Here is a 16703-nt window from a genome sequence, read left to right as displayed (position 1 = left end):
GAAAACGCTACTCATGGCCGCGCTCATCTGCTCAAGCGCAGCAGCTTTGGCCGAACCCATCGCATACAGGGGCTTGCCTCTGGGCAGCTCAAAGGCCGAGCTTCTGAAGCAGTACCCCGATTTGGTCTGCAAGCCTTCGCCCACTATGTCCACGATGCTGGGCCAGGAAACCTGCAAGACAGAAGGCATGTACACGCCCACAGAAAGCGCCCGCCCCCTCTTCAGCTACGGAGGGAGGCCGGTAGCGCGCCCGACGTTCTACTTGATCGATGGCCGCTTTGAATCGTTCACGGCGGCGTTTTCTCCAGCGAACTACACGGCGATCCGCAACGCTCTTGAAGAAGCGCATGGCGCCGGCAAGGAGCGCACAGCAACGCTCCAGACGATGGGCGGCGCCAGCATCGAATCCAAGCGCTGGAGTCAGGCTGTGTCGGGCGGCACATTCGCCCTGTTGGAACACGGGACAAGCATCGACTTTGGCGCCTTGCAAATCTCGTCGGATCGCTACCTGGAGTATTCGCAACGCAAGCGAACTGGGGACCCAAAGGAGGGGGCAAAGGACCTGTAAAAGCAAAAGCCCGCTGGCGAACCTAGCGGGCTTTTTTCTGGGCGAACTCCTCCATCGAATCTGTGTCTTGCCAGGCTCACCGCCTGGGGACGTTTCCGATGTGAGGAAGGCGGTTTATTTGCGCCTGCGCTCTAGGGACGCAGTATACATCACCCTTTCCCGGCTGCAACCACCTTCAGCCCCTTCATGCGCTTGAGCGCGGCGACGGTGCCAGAGCGTGCGCGGTCCACATGCTCTGCGATGTGCTCGGAGATCAGAAGGCCCTCGGCTTCGTGCGGCACGTCGCGGGTGCCGAACCCTTTGCAGGTCTCGCAGATCGCCATCTCGCCCAGCTTGACCCCGCCACAGCCTGGGCACTTGCGGTCGCACCACCAGAGCAGCACGTCGGTCAGCTTGGCGCGGGCGTCCTTGATGCCCTGCGCCAGCACCCAGGGCAGGAACCCGGCGTGCGCGTCCACCAGGCGGGCGTACTGCGGCAGGCCGCGCAGGATCTCCATGCGGCGCTCCATGTGCCAACGGCCCTCGGCCACGCGGGCGCCCACCATGTCGAGACGGCCCCGGCTCTTGCGGGGCATCTGTTCGGCTACGCGCTGCAGCTGCTCGTCGGTCAGCGGGCGCGGCTTCTCGCGGCGGTCCCATTCGCAGATCAGCTGCTGGACCAACCGGCCCAGGCCTGCGCGCTGGATGCCGGCGGCGATCAGGTAGTCCGCGTCGCCGCGCTTCTCCAGATCGACGGACAGGTCGCTGCTGGTGCTGGCGCTGGTCAAGCGCTCTGCGACGGTGGGCCGCTCAGCGGCTGCGGGCTTGGTTGGTGCGTCGATGTTCATGCGGTCCTCTTGTGGTTGGTGTTTTCGTTGTGGCCAGCGCCAGCATGGCGGCGGTCAATTGGCGCGGCAGGTCTGCCAGCACCCCATGCGAGTCGGCCGCGTATCGTTGCGCGGCCGACCAGGCGTAGTGCCTGTCCAATTGCGCGAGCCGAATGCAGTGCTCCAACATCTCGCGCCTGTGTTTCTCGTAGTCCATTCATCGCTATTCCCTATTTCTGTTAAAGCCCTGTATTCACTTGAGGCAAGGTTGAAGACCCGGAGCAAAGCGCATACCACCCCTTACCCATGGGGCTCCATGGGTTCGTGGTACGCGCTAGAGGCAGTGGCAGTTAGCCCATCGCTTCGCGCCCCGTGGTGGCCGATGCGCCCCAACAGGTAACCCAGACTTACAGCCTCTGCATCGAGACCCTGCGCGCGCTCTAGGTACTCCACCCACGCTTCGGCTTGCACATCCCGGGTAGCCGATTTCTTGGCCCATGCCCCCGCGTATTGAGCCGCTGGCATGGGTTGCACATGAGGGCCTACATGGAGGCCTCCGTGCGGGCTTGGGACAGCCACCGGCGCAATGCCTGGGAAGCTCGGAAAGCACCGTCCTTGCGGTGCATGTCGTTGAAGTCGCCTTGCGGTGGCAGGAAGTACGGCAGGCCCGTAGCCTTGGCGGCGGCCTCACCGGTGCCGGAAGCATCGTTGTCGGCCACCACCATCCCGCGGTTAGCCATGCGCTTGAGATTTCCAGCGCTGAAGCAGATGTGGATCCGATAGCGCATGCGCAGCGCCTGCAGGCAGTCGCGCAGGCTCAGCCCGGTTGCATACCCCTCGACCCACCAATCCAGTGCGCCCGGGCCGCTGTTGTCGATGCAATAGGAGGCGCCGCTGGTGCGCTGCCCCCGCAGGTACTTCTTTTCGCCCCTCCGATCGATCATCTGGATCCCGACAAGGGTCGAACCAACGCGCATGGGGATACACAAGAGATTCGAGTCCTCGGCGGCCCACCAGACGCTGCCCGTAGCCTCGGGCCATCCCTTGGAATGGAGGTAGGCGTGCTGTTCATGCTTGCACTGGTGCAGGATCCATCCAGCTTTACGCGCCGCCTTTTCCTGATCCTGCCGTCGTTGAGCCTGCTCAGCCGCCAGTCGCGCGTCTCGCGCCTTCTGCTGGGCCTGCAACTGCGCTTCTGTCAGGGGCTGAAATGCAACGTCGTCGCGCGGCGTCCAACCAGCAGCGGTTGCCTCATGAAAAAGCGATCCAACTGTGACGCCAGACCCTCGAAAGGAACGCCAGGAGGCGCGAGCCGCCTTCGGGTTGTAAGAATCCGCGCGCCGGCTCCATTCGTCCCAGAGGTCGAAGCCGCTCTCGCCGATTTCGGCCTTGATGGCCATGCCCGCCATGATCCAGACCTCGCGGTCGTCGTGGTTCAGGTACTGCAATGCGTTGCGAATGCGGTCGGTCATGCGGCCACCCGCTTCCGGTCAGCGGCATTACGGATGTTGCGACTCACAAGCCAGCGGCGGACCTCTTCTCCAACTGGTGCGGGCTCAGGCTTGGGTCCGGAAGGCCCTACCCCAAATTTCTCGACATAGCGGTGGTATGCGCTGCCGGGGTTGTGTCCGCGCTGCAGGGCGTTGCCGAGCAGTTGGGCGTAGAAGTCGCGCTTGTACTCGGCGCTGAATTTCTCGGCCTTCGGCTTTTTCGATGCGCCCACCTCGACCACTTCACCGGCGACGGTTTCGACGGCGTTGTGCTTGGCTCGGACATGCCCGCAGTTGCTGCAGGTGTCGGTCTTGGGCGGCCAGAATGCGGAGCACTTCGGGCACTTGGCTGCCTCCTTTTCCTTGGGAGTCGGCTCCTTGCGCGGCTTCGTGTCTGTGCCCGGGCCTAGGCTTTCCACACCGTCGTTGAACAGCTTTTCCCAGTCCTCCTGAAAGCGCAGCCAGTTCCCGCTGTGGTCCTGGATCACGCAGAACTGCTTTCCGGCATGAGGCCTGGCTCCGCGCCCGACCATCTGGACATGCTCCGAAAAGCTCTTCTTCAAAGGTCGCGCAAGGATCACATGCTCGACGTCTGTCTGGTCAAAGCCCCGGCTCAGGATGGCTACGGAGATCACCACCTTGAGGTCGGTGTCTGGCCGCGCGAACTCTTCCAGCACCTGATCGCGATACTCCTCCGCATCCTCAGAGCTGATCTGCACTGCATTGACCCCAGCATCGATAAATCGCTGGGCCAGTTCTGCACCATGCTCCACGCCGCAAGAGAAGCAGATGGTTTTGCGGTACTCACCGAAGACCTCGTGCGAGATGCGCACGTAGTCCGCCACTACGTCACCCACGATCTGGCGGCCTCGCTGCTCCAGATCGTCCTTCTTCCATTCACCCGCCACGACCTTCAGGCCTTCGGTGCTGACCTCGCGGGCCACAAATACACGGAATGGCACAAGGTGCCCCTCATCGACCAGGCGCGACATGGTGATCGTGCTCACGACGTTCGTGAAATGCCGCCCCAGGGCAGGATGGAACGGGGTTGCGGTCGCGCCGATGATGCGTAGGTCTGGCTGCGCCAGCATCAGGTTGATGACGAACTGCCGCATGCAGGCATGAACCTCATCGATGAAGATCAGGTCCACTTTGGGCAAGGTCTTCATGCGCTCCAGCGTCTGCACGCTTGCGATCTGTACCTGGCACTGCGGCCGAAAACGCCAGTGCTTTGCCATCAGCACGCCGTGGTCGATGCCGGCACGGTCGAGGTGCTTGGAGAACTGCTCCACCAAGACCCGGCGCTCGCACACGAACATGATCCGAGTGCCCTTGGCCTGGACCCCATGGATCATGTGCTCCATGACTCGGCTCTTGCCGCCGCCAGTGGGAAGGGTCAGCACCTGGCGCGTGTGCTTGGCCCTGAAGCCATCGCGCAGGCCCTCAACGCTGTTGACTTGGTAGTCACGCAACACCAACTGAGACATATCAACTCCTGAACGGTCGCCATCACAGGCCGGCGACGTGGCCCATGTGGTCATGCAGACTCAGACGCCTTCAGGCGTGTGATTTCCCTGCGTTGCGCAGCCATCTGCGCCTTCATCTGCGCGTTCTCCTGAAGCAGGAAATCGCGGCTGCTGGTGACGGCGCGCAGCTGGGCCTGCAGGGACTTCACGTCGGCCTGCAGGGACGCAATCAACTCAGCCGCTTGCTGGCGGTCCTCTTCGGATGCGCTACCCAGGTTCGCCAGCGCCAGCGCCGCCTGCAGATCGGCTATCTGGTCCTGCGCCCGCTCCAAATCGCTGTACTCGGGTGGTGGTGGATCGGCGGGCTCCTGGCTGCTGGAGACCTTTGGCGCAGGGTCGTCCTCAAGCGGCGGCATCACGGGCGTCCTGATCTCACGCACGGGCTTGTCGATGGCCTGCGCCTGCTCGTCCTGAGGCAGCTTTGCAATCGCTGCAGCCTTGGTCAGCCCCATGGCGCCAGAGCGCACAGCTTCAACAACCTCAGGGACCGCGCTGCTCTGCACGGCCTTGGCCTGCTCGATGGTGCGCACACCGACGCCGGCAGCCTCGGCCAGTTCCTTGGTGCTTTTCGGAGCCTCCGCACTCAGTGCGGACCCTCCGTGCTGGTTGCTGCCGACAGGCCGCCACTCGTAGACGGCTGTGGTGGCCAGCGCCAGTTGCGCCTGCGTGACATGGCGCCGGGCCTTGTTCTGGGAGAGGACAAACTCGCGCGGATCAATGTGCTCTTCAATCTCGCGGGTCGGGCACTCGAAGCCCAGCTCCTGGGCCGCGCAGTAGCGATTCCACCCATCAAGGACTTGCCCTTCGTAGATGGTGATTGCGTTCTGCACGCCCAGGTTTTCAATGCTGTCTTTGAGGGTCTGAAACTCCTCATCGCTCAGCGGCGGGAAGGCGGCAGAAAGAGGGTGCTGCTGGAGGACGGTCAAGCTGCCCCCTTCTTTGCGCAGTCCACCTCGGCGCGCTCGTAGTCGCGCAGCCACTGCGCGCTCGTGAGTTCGTCATGGATGCCTTTGAGGATCTGTACAGCCTCAATGAAATCGGACTGCAGCTGTTCCACGGACTTCGGGGCGGTCCCCGGCTTGCTGTCGTGGCTGGTCATGCAGCCTCCCGCTTCGGCTTGCCTGCAGCATTCACGGCGCGCGCGGCCTGGCGCAGCTTGCGCAACACCTCTTCGGCCTGGGCGATCTCGCGCTCGATCTGGGCCAGCTCGTTGTCCGAGATCACGCCGTCTTGCATGGCCTCTATCACCGCACTGGTGATGTGCGAGGTCTCCAGCACCAGCTTGGACACCTTGTCCACGGGGCTGGCCAATGCGGGGCTGGCACCATCGATCAGCTCGAAGCGTCCGCCGCATTCCTGGGCGACATAGCTGGCCAGGTCGTAGCAATGTGGGGTCTTCAGTTCGCAGCACATCGCTGCGATGGCTATGCCGTCGGCCAGCCCCAGCTTGTGAGAAGCGATACCCGAAAGCTCTTTGCGCACCGAGTCATCGGACTTGCCGGGGAACAGGCGGGCAATCAGGGCTGCGCGTGCTCCGGGATAGTGGTGAGCGGCACGGCTCACGCAATCAACTGCACTCATGTCCTGCTCCTCAAATTTTGGACATAGACGGGAAAGAGGGGAACGCCGAACATCGCGGCCATGCAAACAAACACCACACCAAAGGGAGCCGCCATGAACCTCAACACCCAGCCTTTCCACGCCAGCACCAGGACCAGCGTCAGCACCAACGTGAACCCCGAGACCAGCGCGCGGGAGCAGACGTTGACGACGAGCCAACTGGAGCTGTCATGGAGAGCGGGGGAGCTGCACATCCGCTGCCGGTCGAGCCGGGTCGTGATGTGCGGGGAGCGCGAGCTGGCGACAGCGCGCGGCGAGCGGAGGGAGTCCTGACGCAGTGCCATAGTCAGACTTCCTTGAGAGATACGGCTGGCTGCACCAGATCGGGCAGCGGCACGTCTGATGGCCCATAGACATGGGCGAAGTCGATGGGCAGCCCTCTCGACTCGGAGAATTCGATGAGTTTCCGGGCTGTCTCGGGAAGGAGCGTTGTCTGACCCGACTCGATGTTGGAAACGTTCGCTTGGCAGCAACCCAGGCCGGCAGCAAGCACCTTTTGGGTCACACCAAGACGCTCGCGGATGCGCTTGAGGTTGTGCATGCCCAATTATGAGCGGCACTTATTTCAAAAGTCAATGAGTGCCGCTGATCGAGCTCGGCAGCGTAGATGGATACTTCTACCCATGGAAAAAGGGAGCCGTAAGGCGATAGTCACCGACTTGCACCGACAGGAGGCGCAAGCACTAAGGGAAATCTGGGACCGCCACAAGCCGAACCAGGCCGAATTCGGTCGAGAGTTTGGTATCGGCGGGCAGACGGCTGTGAGCAATTTTTTGCGAGGCAAGTCGGCTCTCAGCATGAAGGCCGCAACCGGCTTCGCAACCGGGCTGGGCTGCGATATCGGAGAGTTCAGTCCAAGACTTGCAAGGGAGGCCAGCCACATCGCGGAGGTGGTCGCAGCTTCGGACCCGTCGAACCCAAGCGAGTTTGTCCCGGTCCGCCGTGTTGATGTGCGATTTTCGAATGGCCACGGCAAAGTCATCTACACAGAAGATGATCACCCACCCCTGGTTTTTAGACGCGATTTCCTGAACTCGGTTGGCATACGTAACGGTGATGCTGTAGTTGTAGAGGCCGAGGGGGTAAGCAACGAACCAAAGATCATGGACGGATCCGCCGTTCTTGTGAATAGAGGGGACAGGGAGCGGCTCGCAGGCGACTTCTTTGCTTTCCGAGTGGATGGGGAACTCATGATCAAGCGACTTGAGCGGATCGATGGTGTGGGCATACTCGCCACTGCAGAGAACAGCAGTTTCCGGCCTAAGTCTCGCATCTACACGAAGGCTGAGGACTTTGAGATCATTGGCCGTGCTGTTTGGGTGGGCTCTCTACTCTGAGGAAGATCAATGGCTCTGAAGGCGTGCAAAGAATGCAATGGGAAGGTGTCCACCAAGGCGGCGACTTGCCCGCACTGCGGCGCACGCATCGGCAGCAGGACCTCAATCACCACTTGGGTTTTCGGCGGTATGTTCGCGGCGGTTGTTGGGTCCTGTGTCATGAATGGGGCTGACCGCGAATCCCGAGTATCTGCAGCGCAGGCAGAACGGGAGGCAGCAGAGGCAGCCAAGTCGCCTGAGCAAAAGGCTGCGGAAGCCAGCGTAAAGGCTCAGCGCGATCGAGAAATGAATATCGTTCTATCAGGCGCGAAACTGCTAAAGCAGTCAATGAAGAAGCCGGAGACATTTGAGCTGAAGAGCGCCATCCTGGTCGATGGGAAAACCGTTTGCTACGAGTACGAGGCACGCAACTCGTTCAATGACAGGGCGCGTGAGTTCTACGTGCTGAGCCTGACCGACAAAGCCACCGGCAGCGACGCATCAGTATGGAATAAGCGCTGTGCCGACAAGCAGGGCACCGATTACACGAGCGTCCGAGTGATGCTCTAGCCCAACTTCATCGCAGTCGAGAACGAACTACGTACGTTTCTACGTAGTTTTATTATCAGCGGCACTCATTGACTTTTGTATGAGTGGCGATGATAATTTTTCCCAGAGCAGCACCACGTACCAAGACCTCGGCAAGCGATACGAAGCCGGTAAGCCCACAAGGATGCAGAGGGCAGGTCCAGGGATGAACTCCCGCCAGCGAGGTGTTGCAAAGGGGGTGTCAGTTTGGGCATCCGCTTCCACCAACCTGTTGGAGTGAACGATGACCAGTACCACGCACCCACCGGTCCAGCGCATGCTGCTGCAGCGTGATGCGGCCTTCTACCTGTGCAGCGCGATCAGCAGCCTCACCTCGGCTGACTTGCTCCATGCGCTTTTCTGCCGCCATGCCGAAGGCCCTGAAGCAGACGCCATCTGGGATGGGCACTGGGCGCTCCTGCACCAGGCACAGGACAGCATCAGTGGCTTGCGCGACAGCGGCGGCCTCCTTTTCTTCGGTCAACAGGCTGCGCTCGAAGTGGCTAAGGCTGTCGCGGCATGACGCTCGACCGCTCGCACGACAGCATGGAGGCGGTTGCCGCCCGCGCCGCCAAGGATGAGGCTCTCCAGCTCCGCAGGACTGAAGCGCTTCTGAAGGTCCGCTTGGATGCGCGCCATGGGCGCAGCGGATTTACAGAGGGCTGGATCCGCTACATCTGCCGTGAAAACTTCCTGAAACCCAGCGAGGTACGGTCTGCTTGGCGTCAGGGCCGTGAACTGCGCGCCAAAGGCGTGCCCTGCATGTGCTCGCACTGCGGCTTCGGCGGCAATGGTCAGATCGAGGACCGCGAGCTTGTGCGTCAAGCATATGCCGCAGCCCGTCGTGAGCAACTCATCGCAGCTGGCGTGCCACCCGAGGTGCGCGAGCAAACCATCCAGGCCGAGATCGACGCGGGCGCCGCGTTCCAGGCCCTCCCCATCACCATCAAAAGGAGCACCTCATGAGCCAGGCCGCATGCCTGTTTCGTCTCGTCGCCATGCGCCGCCGCGCTGGCGGCACCCTGCCGCAGTCCATGGCCTGGGCCTTGGGCCTGCTCTGGCGCAATCACCGCGCATCGCAGCGCCAGCACCTGTAATCCCCATCGAGATCAACATGCAAGACAACCAGGCGTTCCGCGCCCTCTTCACACTGCCGCCCGTACAAACCAGCGCCAGCACAGCGCTCTCGATACCGGAGACACCCGCCCCAAAGAACGAGACCGGCGACCGCGAGTTGGATGCTGTGCTCTGGCTGCGCGACTGCATCAAGACCGCTCACCCGGTGTTGATCGACAAGGCGCTGCTGGCCTTCAAGCAGATCAAGACCCCCGCCAAGGACCTTGAGGATCGATACCGCCAGTACGTCGCCCGCGTCTCCAATGGCCACTTCGCGGCTGTGCTCATGACCTTCGGTTTCGCCGACATGGAGTCGCTCGCGAAGCGCACTCTGGAGCGGCAGGCGCGGAAGGATGAGGCAATGTCCCGATTCGGCACCGTGGAAGGCCTTTTCGCCGACACGCCGTCTGAAGCCGCATGCAAGGCTGCGCTGAAGGGCCTGAGCAAAAAGAAGGGCTCCACCTGGGAATACGACACAGCCAAAGCCGATGCACGTTTCCTGAAGCACCCAGCCCTTGTCCCGGCAACGCTTGCGGATTGCCTACACGCCCAGGCGTATGAGCGCACCCTCTATCGGCTGCGCAGTGCCAGCGTGGACATGGCTGGCGACCACTGGCCGGAGTTCCAGGAGCACGTCGATTTCTGCTTTCGCCAACTCGCCCAAATCAAGCCGCGCTCCAAGGCCGAGGCCCTGGCGGTATTCGATCACCTGGAGGAGCGCGAAGCTACCGACCGGAGGGAAGGTCCAGACATCATCCGCAACCTGATAAGCGGCGGGTGGCCCGCAGATTGACGCCACCAAAAGGCGAAGCCCCGAAGCAGGTGAGAGCGCTTCAGGGCTTCTAGATCCGAAACCCGTACAAGGAAACGAATCATGTCGAATGATGCCACGTTAGCACCCGCTCGAAAAACAGCGACATCGCGAGCGACTCAGAAGCCGGCGACAGAAAGCCGCTCGGACGTTGCCGCCACCGAGGCAGATGCCCTAGCTCGAAAAGCAGCTGCATCGCTGTTCTACGCGGTGCTGAACACCACGCACTGCGGCGCTGAAGAGCGCTATCGGTGCCCACACATGGATCGTGCCGGCGTGCTCCTGGGGCACCTGGAGGAGCCAGACGTCTATGAAGTGGACGACGTAAAGGGCCTGGACGCCAGCAGCATGGCGGACATGCTCAGCCACATCAACAACAATCTGGAGCTCGCCCGGGAGCAGTTCAACCCCGACGCCTGCGCCTCGGCTGGCGAAGCCGTCTACGTCTCGATGTTGATCGACCACGCAGAGGACTTTTCTGGGCGGCTTTGCGTGGCCTACGCAAACAGCAAACAAGACCTCGGCGAGTTGCGGGCCATGACGACCTACGCGGGCGCCAGGCCGTGCCAGACCCGCCCAATCCCGCCTATCCGCAGGGCACCAGAAGCGGCGCAGGAGGTGGGGGTCACGTACTCGCGCGCGCAGCTGGCGGCGGTCCTGGAAGTCGTCGCGGGCAATATGGCCACGCTGGGCAGCATCCTTGCAATGGCCTTGACGAGCGATGGCGAGTGGGAGCGGCTCAATCTGATCAGTGCAGCTCAGTCCATCACCACAAGCGTCGGCAGCGTGGCAGATCATGCTGTGGGCGACTCTGTGATCGGAGACATTGGCCGCTGGCACGGCGGCCCCAACTTCCACGACCTGGGAGCCCAAGCATGAACGCCGTTGCCGAAAAGCCTAAGGCCCGCCGCCAGGCCGGCGCGGTCGCATCATCGTCCACAGCAACGCCTGCAGTCCATGCGTCCGCGCCCACTTTCGAGGAAAGCTGCGCGCTGTTCCGGATGGCCTCCCAAGCCCTGTATGAAGCGAGCAGGACCGATGAGCCCCATGGATTCAGCGGCGAATCAGACCGCCTGCTCCGGATTGGATCTGGTATAGCGCTGCAGGCATCGACGGCGAACAAGGTGGAGCACGAGTCTGCAGCCTATGACGTTGCGGCGTGCATCAATGCCGCGCGTCTCGTCCCGGGCGACACGGAATCAGCAGCGCGCACGGCGTTCATAGCGACAGCTGCCGCCGCACTTAGCCAGGTGACGGGGGATGCGCCTGAGCAGATCGTATTCACTGACGTAAAGCGGCCCCAGAAGCGGGGGAAGCACCCCTTCGAACCGACAGAAAAGGAAATCGAAGACACGCACTTCGATGCGATGTGCTGGACGGGATGTGCAAAGGCCGTCCTGGAGTTCTATGCCAAGCATTCAGATAGCGACTTGGTGCTCGGCATCAGCGATTTGGTAGCCATGTACTACCAAAAATCCGAAGCGGAAGGCGATGAGATGGGGCCAGGCACAAGAGGCGACCTGATCACTGGTCCACTGCCTGCTATGGGCGTGCGAATTGGCGCCGCACTTGAGGTTGTCTACAAAGTCAATGACGACGACATCATGCTGCATTCCGCCGCCTATCTCCTTGAGCGCGCGATGCACATCGCCGGCGGGGAGCTGCTGGAGGCCTCGCGAGATGGTGACGCCTGAGCAAACCGAAGTCTTCCCCGGCGTGCTGCGCCATGTGGAGTACCGCATGGCCGTCTACGTGGGCCAGGCCCAGGCCCTGATCGCTGCCGGCCTGGTCATGCGCCAGCAGCTGCCGGGCCAGGCTGGCAACGGCCGAGGCATGTGCACCTACGACGCCGACGGCAGCAAGGTGCACCGAGGCTGCTCACGCAGCGCCAGCGCTGGCCGCAAGTACATCGTGGCCAAGCGCTGCGCCGAGGGCCTGCTGATCGAGATCCGGCTGGTCCTCAGCCCCGAGCGCCTGGAGGCCATCGATGCCCAGCGCGTGCGCGCCTCAGTCTGCTGGCCCTTCCCTGTGGTCGTCGGCCACATCCCCAACACCCCCACGCGCCCAGCACCGCTGCGCGCTCGATAGGAACACCATGACCAACTCCGTACGCAAGATGCTCGAATCGAAAGAGGCAAAGCGGGCAGACGCCGTGCATGTGCGGTATGAGAGCCTGCATGTCGAACCCGGCTTCAACCTGCGCCAGCAGGACCAGGACCTGGAAGAGAGCATCGAGGCCCTGGCCCTTCACATCATCGATGGTGGGAAGTATCCGCCCCTTGAGGTGCGGCCCCGTGACGACGGCGGCATGTGGATCGTGGACGGCCATCGCCGGCATGCCGCCATCGGCCGCGCCCTGGCCCGCAACGCCCCGTTGCGTAGCCCCAAGGATGGCGAGGCCTGGATCCACGTCGTACTCTTCGAGGGCAACGAAGAGGACCGGATCGCGCGCATCATCACCAGCGCCAACAACAAGCCACTGACGCCGGCCGAGATCGCCGAGGGGTACAAGCGGCTGAAGGCCTTTGGCTGGACGCCCGCGCAGATAGCCAAAAAGGTCGGCCGCTCCGCGCAGCATGTGCAGGATCTGCTGGCCCTGGGCAACGCGCCGAGCCCGGTGCGCGAAATGGTGAAGGCTGGCCAGGTGTCGGCCACCCGCGCCGCCAAAGCCGCACGCAAGCATGGCGACAAGGCCACGGCAGTGCTGGGCGAGCAGCTGCAGCAGGCCCAGGCCAAGGGCAAGAAGCGGATCACGGCGGCCACGGCCGAGGCCCGCAAACCCACCCCCGTTGATGCTGATGGAGAGCGCTACCGCTGGCTGTTCGGCGCCCGCACGGCCGAAGAACTGGAGGCAATGACTGCGGATTCCGGGCCGCCACTGGACAAACCGCAGGACGTGGTCATGTGCGAACTGATGACCAACTACATCACCAAGGCCTACGCGGATGAAATGATCGACGCCGCCCGCGCAGCCCAAGCGGCAATCAAGAGCGGGGACGCACCATGACCTACCGCCCCAACCCCGAGAGCCTGGCCGCCCGTGTGCTTGGCTACCTCGCGCTGCACCCCGGCGCCAGCCTGACCCTGGCCGAAGTGGCCGCCAAGTTCGTGGAGCCCGAGGACGGACGCAACATCCACACCCAGCTCATGATCGCGTGCGATCACGACATGCTGATCTACGACCCCGAGCAGGACAGCTACTGCAAGGGGCCGGTGGACGTGCCATCCGCCTTCGAGAAGACGGCGGACGACGAGCAGGCCTCGCTGCTGGTGAAGGCCCTGGACGAGCAAGCCGCACCGGAACCACCCAAGCCCGCGCCGAAGCGCAAGGCAGCCAGCGCCACCACCAAGCCTCGGCGCCAGGAGGCCGGAGCACCAGGTAGCCTGGAGCGCATGGCTCGGCAGGCCGGCGTCTGGGTGCCGCTGTCCGGCGCCAAAAAGGAGACTGCCCTACAGCGCCTGCAGGCCTTTGCGGCGCTCATCGAGCGCTCGGTGCTGGATCGCCTGCAGGCTGAGCAACAACCAGCAGGAGGGCCAGCAGCATGACCAGGTGGGTCACTTTTGAACGAGCGTCAGATCTCACAGGGCTGCCTGTGACCTATTTCCACGAGCGCACCGGATCCTCTGGCAAATGGCCGGAGGGTCGCCTCTGGAAATGGTTTGAAGGCCGCAAGATGATCGATAGCCAGGCTCTGGATGAATTCATCGATGAACGGCCCAGCTCACCCAGCCAGCGAGGACGGCGCAAGAGCGCCGAATACACATGCCAGGCGTGATCGTTCGCGACAAGTACCTGCAGATCGACCTCCGCGCCCACGGCTTCGGCCGTGAGCGTCTGGAGCTGCAGCCCACGCCCGCAAACATCAGGCACGCCGAGCGCATGCGGGCCGAGATCCTGGGGAAGATCGAGCGCGGCACCTTTGTGCTTGGCGACTACTTCCCAGACAGCCCACGCGCCCGCGCTGATGTGCCGAGCATGACGGTGGGACAGTTGTTCGGGGAATGGCTGGACGTGAAGAAGCCAGAGCTGCAGCACAGCACCATCCACAGCTATCAGCAGACCATTGATAGCTATCACTTCGACGGCGTTCGGCGGGATCTTGTTGGGAATTTCACCTTTCGTTCCCTCAAACGCCTGCTGGCCAGGCTGCCCGCGAACCCGAAAACGTTCAACAACGTGGCCAGCGTGCTGCGCCAGGTGCTGGAGTACGGCTACAAGGCCAAGATTCTGACCGAGCCGCTGCACGAATCCATTGAGATGCGCCGGCGCCAAAAGCCCGAGCCGGACCCATTCACGCTTGATGAGGTGGAGGTGCTGCTGAGCAAGATGAAGGCGGAGGCCGCCAGGAACTACTTCGAGTTCGCGTTCTTCAGCGGCCTGCGCCCGTCCGAACTGATCGCCCTCACCTGGTCAAAGGTGGATTTGCGATCAGGCACTGTCATGGTCGATTCAGCGCTGACGCGCGGGCGAGTGAAGGGCACGAAGACGAGCGAGGTCCGCAAGGTAGAGCTGCCTGGCCGCGCCCGCGATGCGCTGGAGCGCCAGCGGAAGGTTTCGCAGCTGGCTGGCGGACGGGTGTTTCTCACCGTGGCAGGCGGAGAACTGGAGAACACCGATATGCCCTTGGATTCATGGTGGAAGCCCGCCATGAAGGTATCCGGAATCCGTCACAGGGATGCGCGCCAGACGCGCCACACCTACGCGACCATGATGCTGATGGCGGGCGTGACGCCGGCCTACGCGGCCCGGCAGATGGGGCACGGCATTGAGATGTTCCTGCGTACCTACTCGAAGTGGATCGACGGTGCGGACAAGGGCGCCGAGCAGCGAAAGCTGGACTCGTTCATCAGCGCCAGCAAGCCCAAAGCTGGGACACAGACTGGGACATGAACTGCGAGTTCCGCGAAGTTCCACTTAATTCCACAGAGGGAAGGCTGTATGCAAATACAGCCGAATTAAGCGGAACTCTGGCTTTAATGGGTTCGATTCCTGTCGGAGGGACCAACCGGACGTCGTGAAGACGCTCAGGACATCACAAACCCGCATGCTCACCGGCATGCGGGTTTTTTGTTGCCCGGCGGGGTCCAGGCCTGCCGTCTTCTGCAGTTTCTCAGTCCATCCTTGACGATTCCATGTAAGAAAACGGAAATCCAGTCTTCATTGCAAAAACACAAATCCAGCCAATTAGACCAACACACTTCATTAGTCAATACCTGAAATCAGTCAATTTCCAACCATTGCGGCATCCGCAATGGAAAACGCACTCTCAATATCAAGAAATCCCACTCAGGCAAACCCAATAAAAAGAAACAATATCTTGCAAAACCCAATCCGCCTTCATACACTCCAGTCTCCAACTTTCATGGAGGAGAACGCAATGACTGGGATTCGTCGTGATGTCAATCAAGGTGGAACTGTCTGGAATGAAACTCTGATCTGGTATTCCAAGGCCGTGGGGCATCTTTACTCTCTTCCCATTACGGACAGAACCAGCTGGAGATATCTTGCCGCCATTCATGGCATCAACAAGGGTGGCTGGATCAGTGCCGGCGTGCTTTCGGCAAAGGACCCTTTGCCACCCACCTCTGAAACCGAGGAGATGTGGGACCAATGCCAGCATGGCACCTGGTACTTTCTTCCCTGGCATCGCGGCTATCTCGCCGCATTCGAAGCCATTGTGGCGAAGACCGTCAAGGAGCTCGGCGGCCCTGCGGACTGGGCGCTTCCCTATTGGAACTACCTGAATTCCAGCAATCAGGCCGCACGCAACATACCCCAGGCTTTCCTGGAAGAGAAATTGCCGGATGGCTCTCCCAATTTCCTGGCCAAGGCCAGGCGCAATGGGTCAAAGCGCCTGGGACCAACGCCTGACATTCCCCGTGATATCACGCTGGGTTGCCAGGACTACCACCGCTTCACCAGTGCTCCCGGCACCTTGGAATACGGCGGAGGCATCACCGCCTTTTCCCATGACGGCAGCGACACTGGCGCCATTGAGTCCAATCCGCACAATCTGGTTCACATCATGGTCGGCGGACTGCAGGAGCCCTATGGATTCATGTCAGACCCCGACTATGCCGCCCTGGACCCGATTTTCTGGGTGCACCATTGCAATGTGGACCGGCTTTGGGCCGCCTGGCTGACCCAGCCCGGCAACATCCAGGACAACAGCGCCGCCTGGAGCAACGGCCCTGCCGGCCGCGGCTTCGTGATGCCGGACACCGAAGGAAAGCTGGCCTCCTATGATCCGGGTGAAACCCTGCCGGGCGGTGCGCTGGCCCCTGACTATGACAATCTGACCAGCGGCACGGGCGCCACCATGCTGACGGCCAGCACAGCAAGCGTCACACCGCAGGAGATCGACATGCCCGCAGAATTCTCGACGGTCCCGCCGCCCGCGCCGCGTGTACTGGGCTCCAATGCGGAGCGGGTCATCGTGGGCCGCACGCCGCGGCTGACCACCGTATCGATCGCGGACCCCGGTGCAGCAAAGGTCGAGTTGCTGCAGGCAGGCGCCGCGCTGCCGCGGCCACAGCGCTACTTTCTTCACCTGGAAGGCATTCGCGGCAATGCACCCAGCGGCGTGCTGACGGTCTCCATCGGCTCGCCCGGAGCGGCGGCACGGCATGCCGACACCGTGGCGCTGTTCGGATTGGCCAAAGCCTCGGCCAGCGATGGACCGCATGGAGGCAACGGACTGGGTGCCACCATCGACATCACCGATGCCACGCAGGCCATCCTGGACGCAGGCGGCAGTCTGGACCAGTTGAACGTGGCCATCGAACAGCCCGAAGCCGATCCCGGGCGTGAAATCACCGTGGACCGCGTGAGCGTGGTCGCACAGGACGCCACCCGCTAAGG

At 62.3% G+C, this 16703-nt stretch carries 23 protein-coding genes; 14 read left to right on the top strand and 9 right to left on the bottom strand.

Annotation, left to right across the window (positions count from 1 at the left end):
- The first annotated feature begins 13 nt into the window (after window positions 1-13).
- Window positions 14-568, top strand: coding sequence for a hypothetical protein (locus DACI_RS08175; protein WP_157059634.1), 555 nt, complete (start codon window positions 14-16; stop codon window positions 566-568).
- A 149-nt stretch (window positions 569-717) separates the two neighbouring features.
- Here the strand turns inward: DACI_RS08175 and DACI_RS08170 are convergent, their stop codons facing one another.
- The 9 genes from DACI_RS08170 to DACI_RS08140 all read right to left on the bottom strand — a co-directional run bounded on the left by DACI_RS08170 (window position 718) and on the right by DACI_RS08140 (window position 6551).
- A complete protein-coding gene (locus tag DACI_RS08170) occupies window positions 718-1395 on the bottom strand; it encodes a hypothetical protein (RefSeq protein ID WP_012203554.1) in 678 nt (225 codons plus the stop codon).
- The gene (locus DACI_RS31880; RefSeq protein ID WP_157059633.1) at window positions 1358-1591 is read right to left on the bottom strand and encodes a hypothetical protein; all 234 of its coding nucleotides are present in this window, start codon (window positions 1589-1591) and stop codon (window positions 1358-1360) included. Before DACI_RS31880 ends, DACI_RS08170 begins: the two co-directional genes overlap by 38 nt.
- Before the next feature lie 325 nt (window positions 1592-1916).
- Window positions 1917-2846, bottom strand: a complete 930-nt coding sequence (locus DACI_RS30670; RefSeq protein WP_012203553.1) for a PriCT-2 domain-containing protein — start codon at window positions 2844-2846, stop codon at window positions 1917-1919.
- A complete protein-coding gene (locus tag DACI_RS08160) occupies window positions 2843-4405 on the bottom strand; it encodes a DEAD/DEAH box helicase (RefSeq protein WP_080518174.1) in 1563 nt (520 codons plus the stop codon). Before DACI_RS08160 ends, DACI_RS30670 begins: the two co-directional genes overlap by 4 nt.
- Entirely contained in the window at window positions 4402-5316 is a 915-nt protein-coding gene (locus DACI_RS08155) for a hypothetical protein (protein WP_012203551.1), read from the bottom strand. Before DACI_RS08155 ends, DACI_RS08160 begins: the two co-directional genes overlap by 4 nt.
- Window positions 5313-5489 carry a hypothetical protein gene (locus tag DACI_RS31875; protein WP_157059632.1) on the bottom strand — a complete coding sequence of 59 codons (177 nt, stop codon included), beginning with the start codon at window positions 5487-5489 and terminating at the stop codon, window positions 5313-5315. Before DACI_RS31875 ends, DACI_RS08155 begins: the two co-directional genes overlap by 4 nt.
- On the bottom strand, window positions 5486-5971 hold the full coding sequence (locus DACI_RS08150; protein ID WP_012203550.1) for a phage regulatory CII family protein: 486 nt from the start codon (window positions 5969-5971) through the stop codon (window positions 5486-5488). The genes DACI_RS31875 and DACI_RS08150 overlap by 4 nt, the downstream gene beginning before the upstream one ends.
- On the bottom strand, window positions 5968-6294 hold the full coding sequence (locus DACI_RS08145) for a hypothetical protein (protein WP_043780927.1): 327 nt from the start codon (window positions 6292-6294) through the stop codon (window positions 5968-5970). The genes DACI_RS08150 and DACI_RS08145 overlap by 4 nt, the downstream gene beginning before the upstream one ends.
- 2 nt (window positions 6295-6296) lie before the next feature.
- On the bottom strand, window positions 6297-6551 hold the full coding sequence (locus DACI_RS08140; RefSeq protein ID WP_012203549.1) for a helix-turn-helix domain-containing protein: 255 nt from the start codon (window positions 6549-6551) through the stop codon (window positions 6297-6299).
- Window positions 6552-6633: 82 nt separating this feature from the next.
- Between DACI_RS08140 and DACI_RS30665 the strand changes: the two genes are divergently transcribed.
- The 13 genes from DACI_RS30665 to DACI_RS08080 all read left to right on the top strand — a co-directional run bounded on the left by DACI_RS30665 (window position 6634) and on the right by DACI_RS08080 (window position 16701).
- The gene (locus DACI_RS30665) at window positions 6634-7347 is read left to right on the top strand and encodes a LexA family transcriptional regulator (protein ID WP_012203548.1); all 714 of its coding nucleotides are present in this window, start codon (window positions 6634-6636) and stop codon (window positions 7345-7347) included.
- Window positions 7348-7356: 9 nt separating this feature from the next.
- On the top strand, window positions 7357-7896 hold the full coding sequence (locus DACI_RS08130; RefSeq protein ID WP_043780924.1) for a hypothetical protein: 540 nt from the start codon (window positions 7357-7359) through the stop codon (window positions 7894-7896).
- Window positions 7897-8158: 262 nt separating this feature from the next.
- Window positions 8159-8437 carry a hypothetical protein gene (locus DACI_RS08125; RefSeq protein ID WP_043780920.1) on the top strand — a complete coding sequence of 93 codons (279 nt, stop codon included), beginning with the start codon at window positions 8159-8161 and terminating at the stop codon, window positions 8435-8437.
- Window positions 8434-8880, top strand: coding sequence for a hypothetical protein (locus DACI_RS08120; RefSeq protein ID WP_043780918.1), 447 nt, complete (start codon window positions 8434-8436; stop codon window positions 8878-8880). Before DACI_RS08125 ends, DACI_RS08120 begins: the two co-directional genes overlap by 4 nt.
- Window positions 8877-9011: a hypothetical protein gene (locus DACI_RS32700; RefSeq protein ID WP_264080304.1), complete on the top strand. Its 135-nt coding sequence runs from the start codon at window positions 8877-8879 to the stop codon at window positions 9009-9011. The genes DACI_RS08120 and DACI_RS32700 overlap by 4 nt, the downstream gene beginning before the upstream one ends.
- 17 nt (window positions 9012-9028) lie before the next feature.
- Window positions 9029-9823: a hypothetical protein gene (locus DACI_RS08115; RefSeq protein ID WP_043780913.1), complete on the top strand. Its 795-nt coding sequence runs from the start codon at window positions 9029-9031 to the stop codon at window positions 9821-9823.
- 81 nt (window positions 9824-9904) lie between these two features.
- On the top strand, window positions 9905-10720 hold the full coding sequence (locus DACI_RS08110; protein ID WP_012203544.1) for a hypothetical protein: 816 nt from the start codon (window positions 9905-9907) through the stop codon (window positions 10718-10720).
- Complete coding sequence (locus DACI_RS08105) at window positions 10717-11535, top strand: hypothetical protein (protein WP_012203543.1); 819 nt, start codon at window positions 10717-10719, stop codon at window positions 11533-11535. Before DACI_RS08110 ends, DACI_RS08105 begins: the two co-directional genes overlap by 4 nt.
- Window positions 11522-11929 (top strand): hypothetical protein, encoded by a 408-nt coding sequence (locus DACI_RS08100; RefSeq protein WP_043780909.1) that lies wholly within the window; start codon window positions 11522-11524, stop codon window positions 11927-11929. Before DACI_RS08105 ends, DACI_RS08100 begins: the two co-directional genes overlap by 14 nt.
- Before the next feature lie 7 nt (window positions 11930-11936).
- Complete coding sequence (locus DACI_RS08095) at window positions 11937-12848, top strand: ParB/RepB/Spo0J family partition protein (RefSeq protein WP_050771828.1); 912 nt, start codon at window positions 11937-11939, stop codon at window positions 12846-12848.
- Window positions 12845-13387, top strand: coding sequence for a hypothetical protein (locus DACI_RS08090; protein WP_012203541.1), 543 nt, complete (start codon window positions 12845-12847; stop codon window positions 13385-13387). Before DACI_RS08095 ends, DACI_RS08090 begins: the two co-directional genes overlap by 4 nt.
- Before the next feature lie 217 nt (window positions 13388-13604).
- Window positions 13605-14732: a site-specific integrase gene (locus DACI_RS08085; RefSeq protein ID WP_012203540.1), complete on the top strand. Its 1128-nt coding sequence runs from the start codon at window positions 13605-13607 to the stop codon at window positions 14730-14732.
- Window positions 14733-15219: 487 nt separating this feature from the next.
- Window positions 15220-16701: a tyrosinase family protein gene (locus tag DACI_RS08080; protein WP_012203539.1), complete on the top strand. Its 1482-nt coding sequence runs from the start codon at window positions 15220-15222 to the stop codon at window positions 16699-16701.
- Window positions 16702-16703: the final 2 nt, after the last annotated feature.

It is taken from the genome of Delftia acidovorans SPH-1 (assembly GCF_000018665.1).
GTDB lineage: Bacteria > Pseudomonadota > Gammaproteobacteria > Burkholderiales > Burkholderiaceae_C > Comamonas > Comamonas acidovorans.
This window is presented reverse-complemented; position numbering and strand designations above follow the sequence as displayed.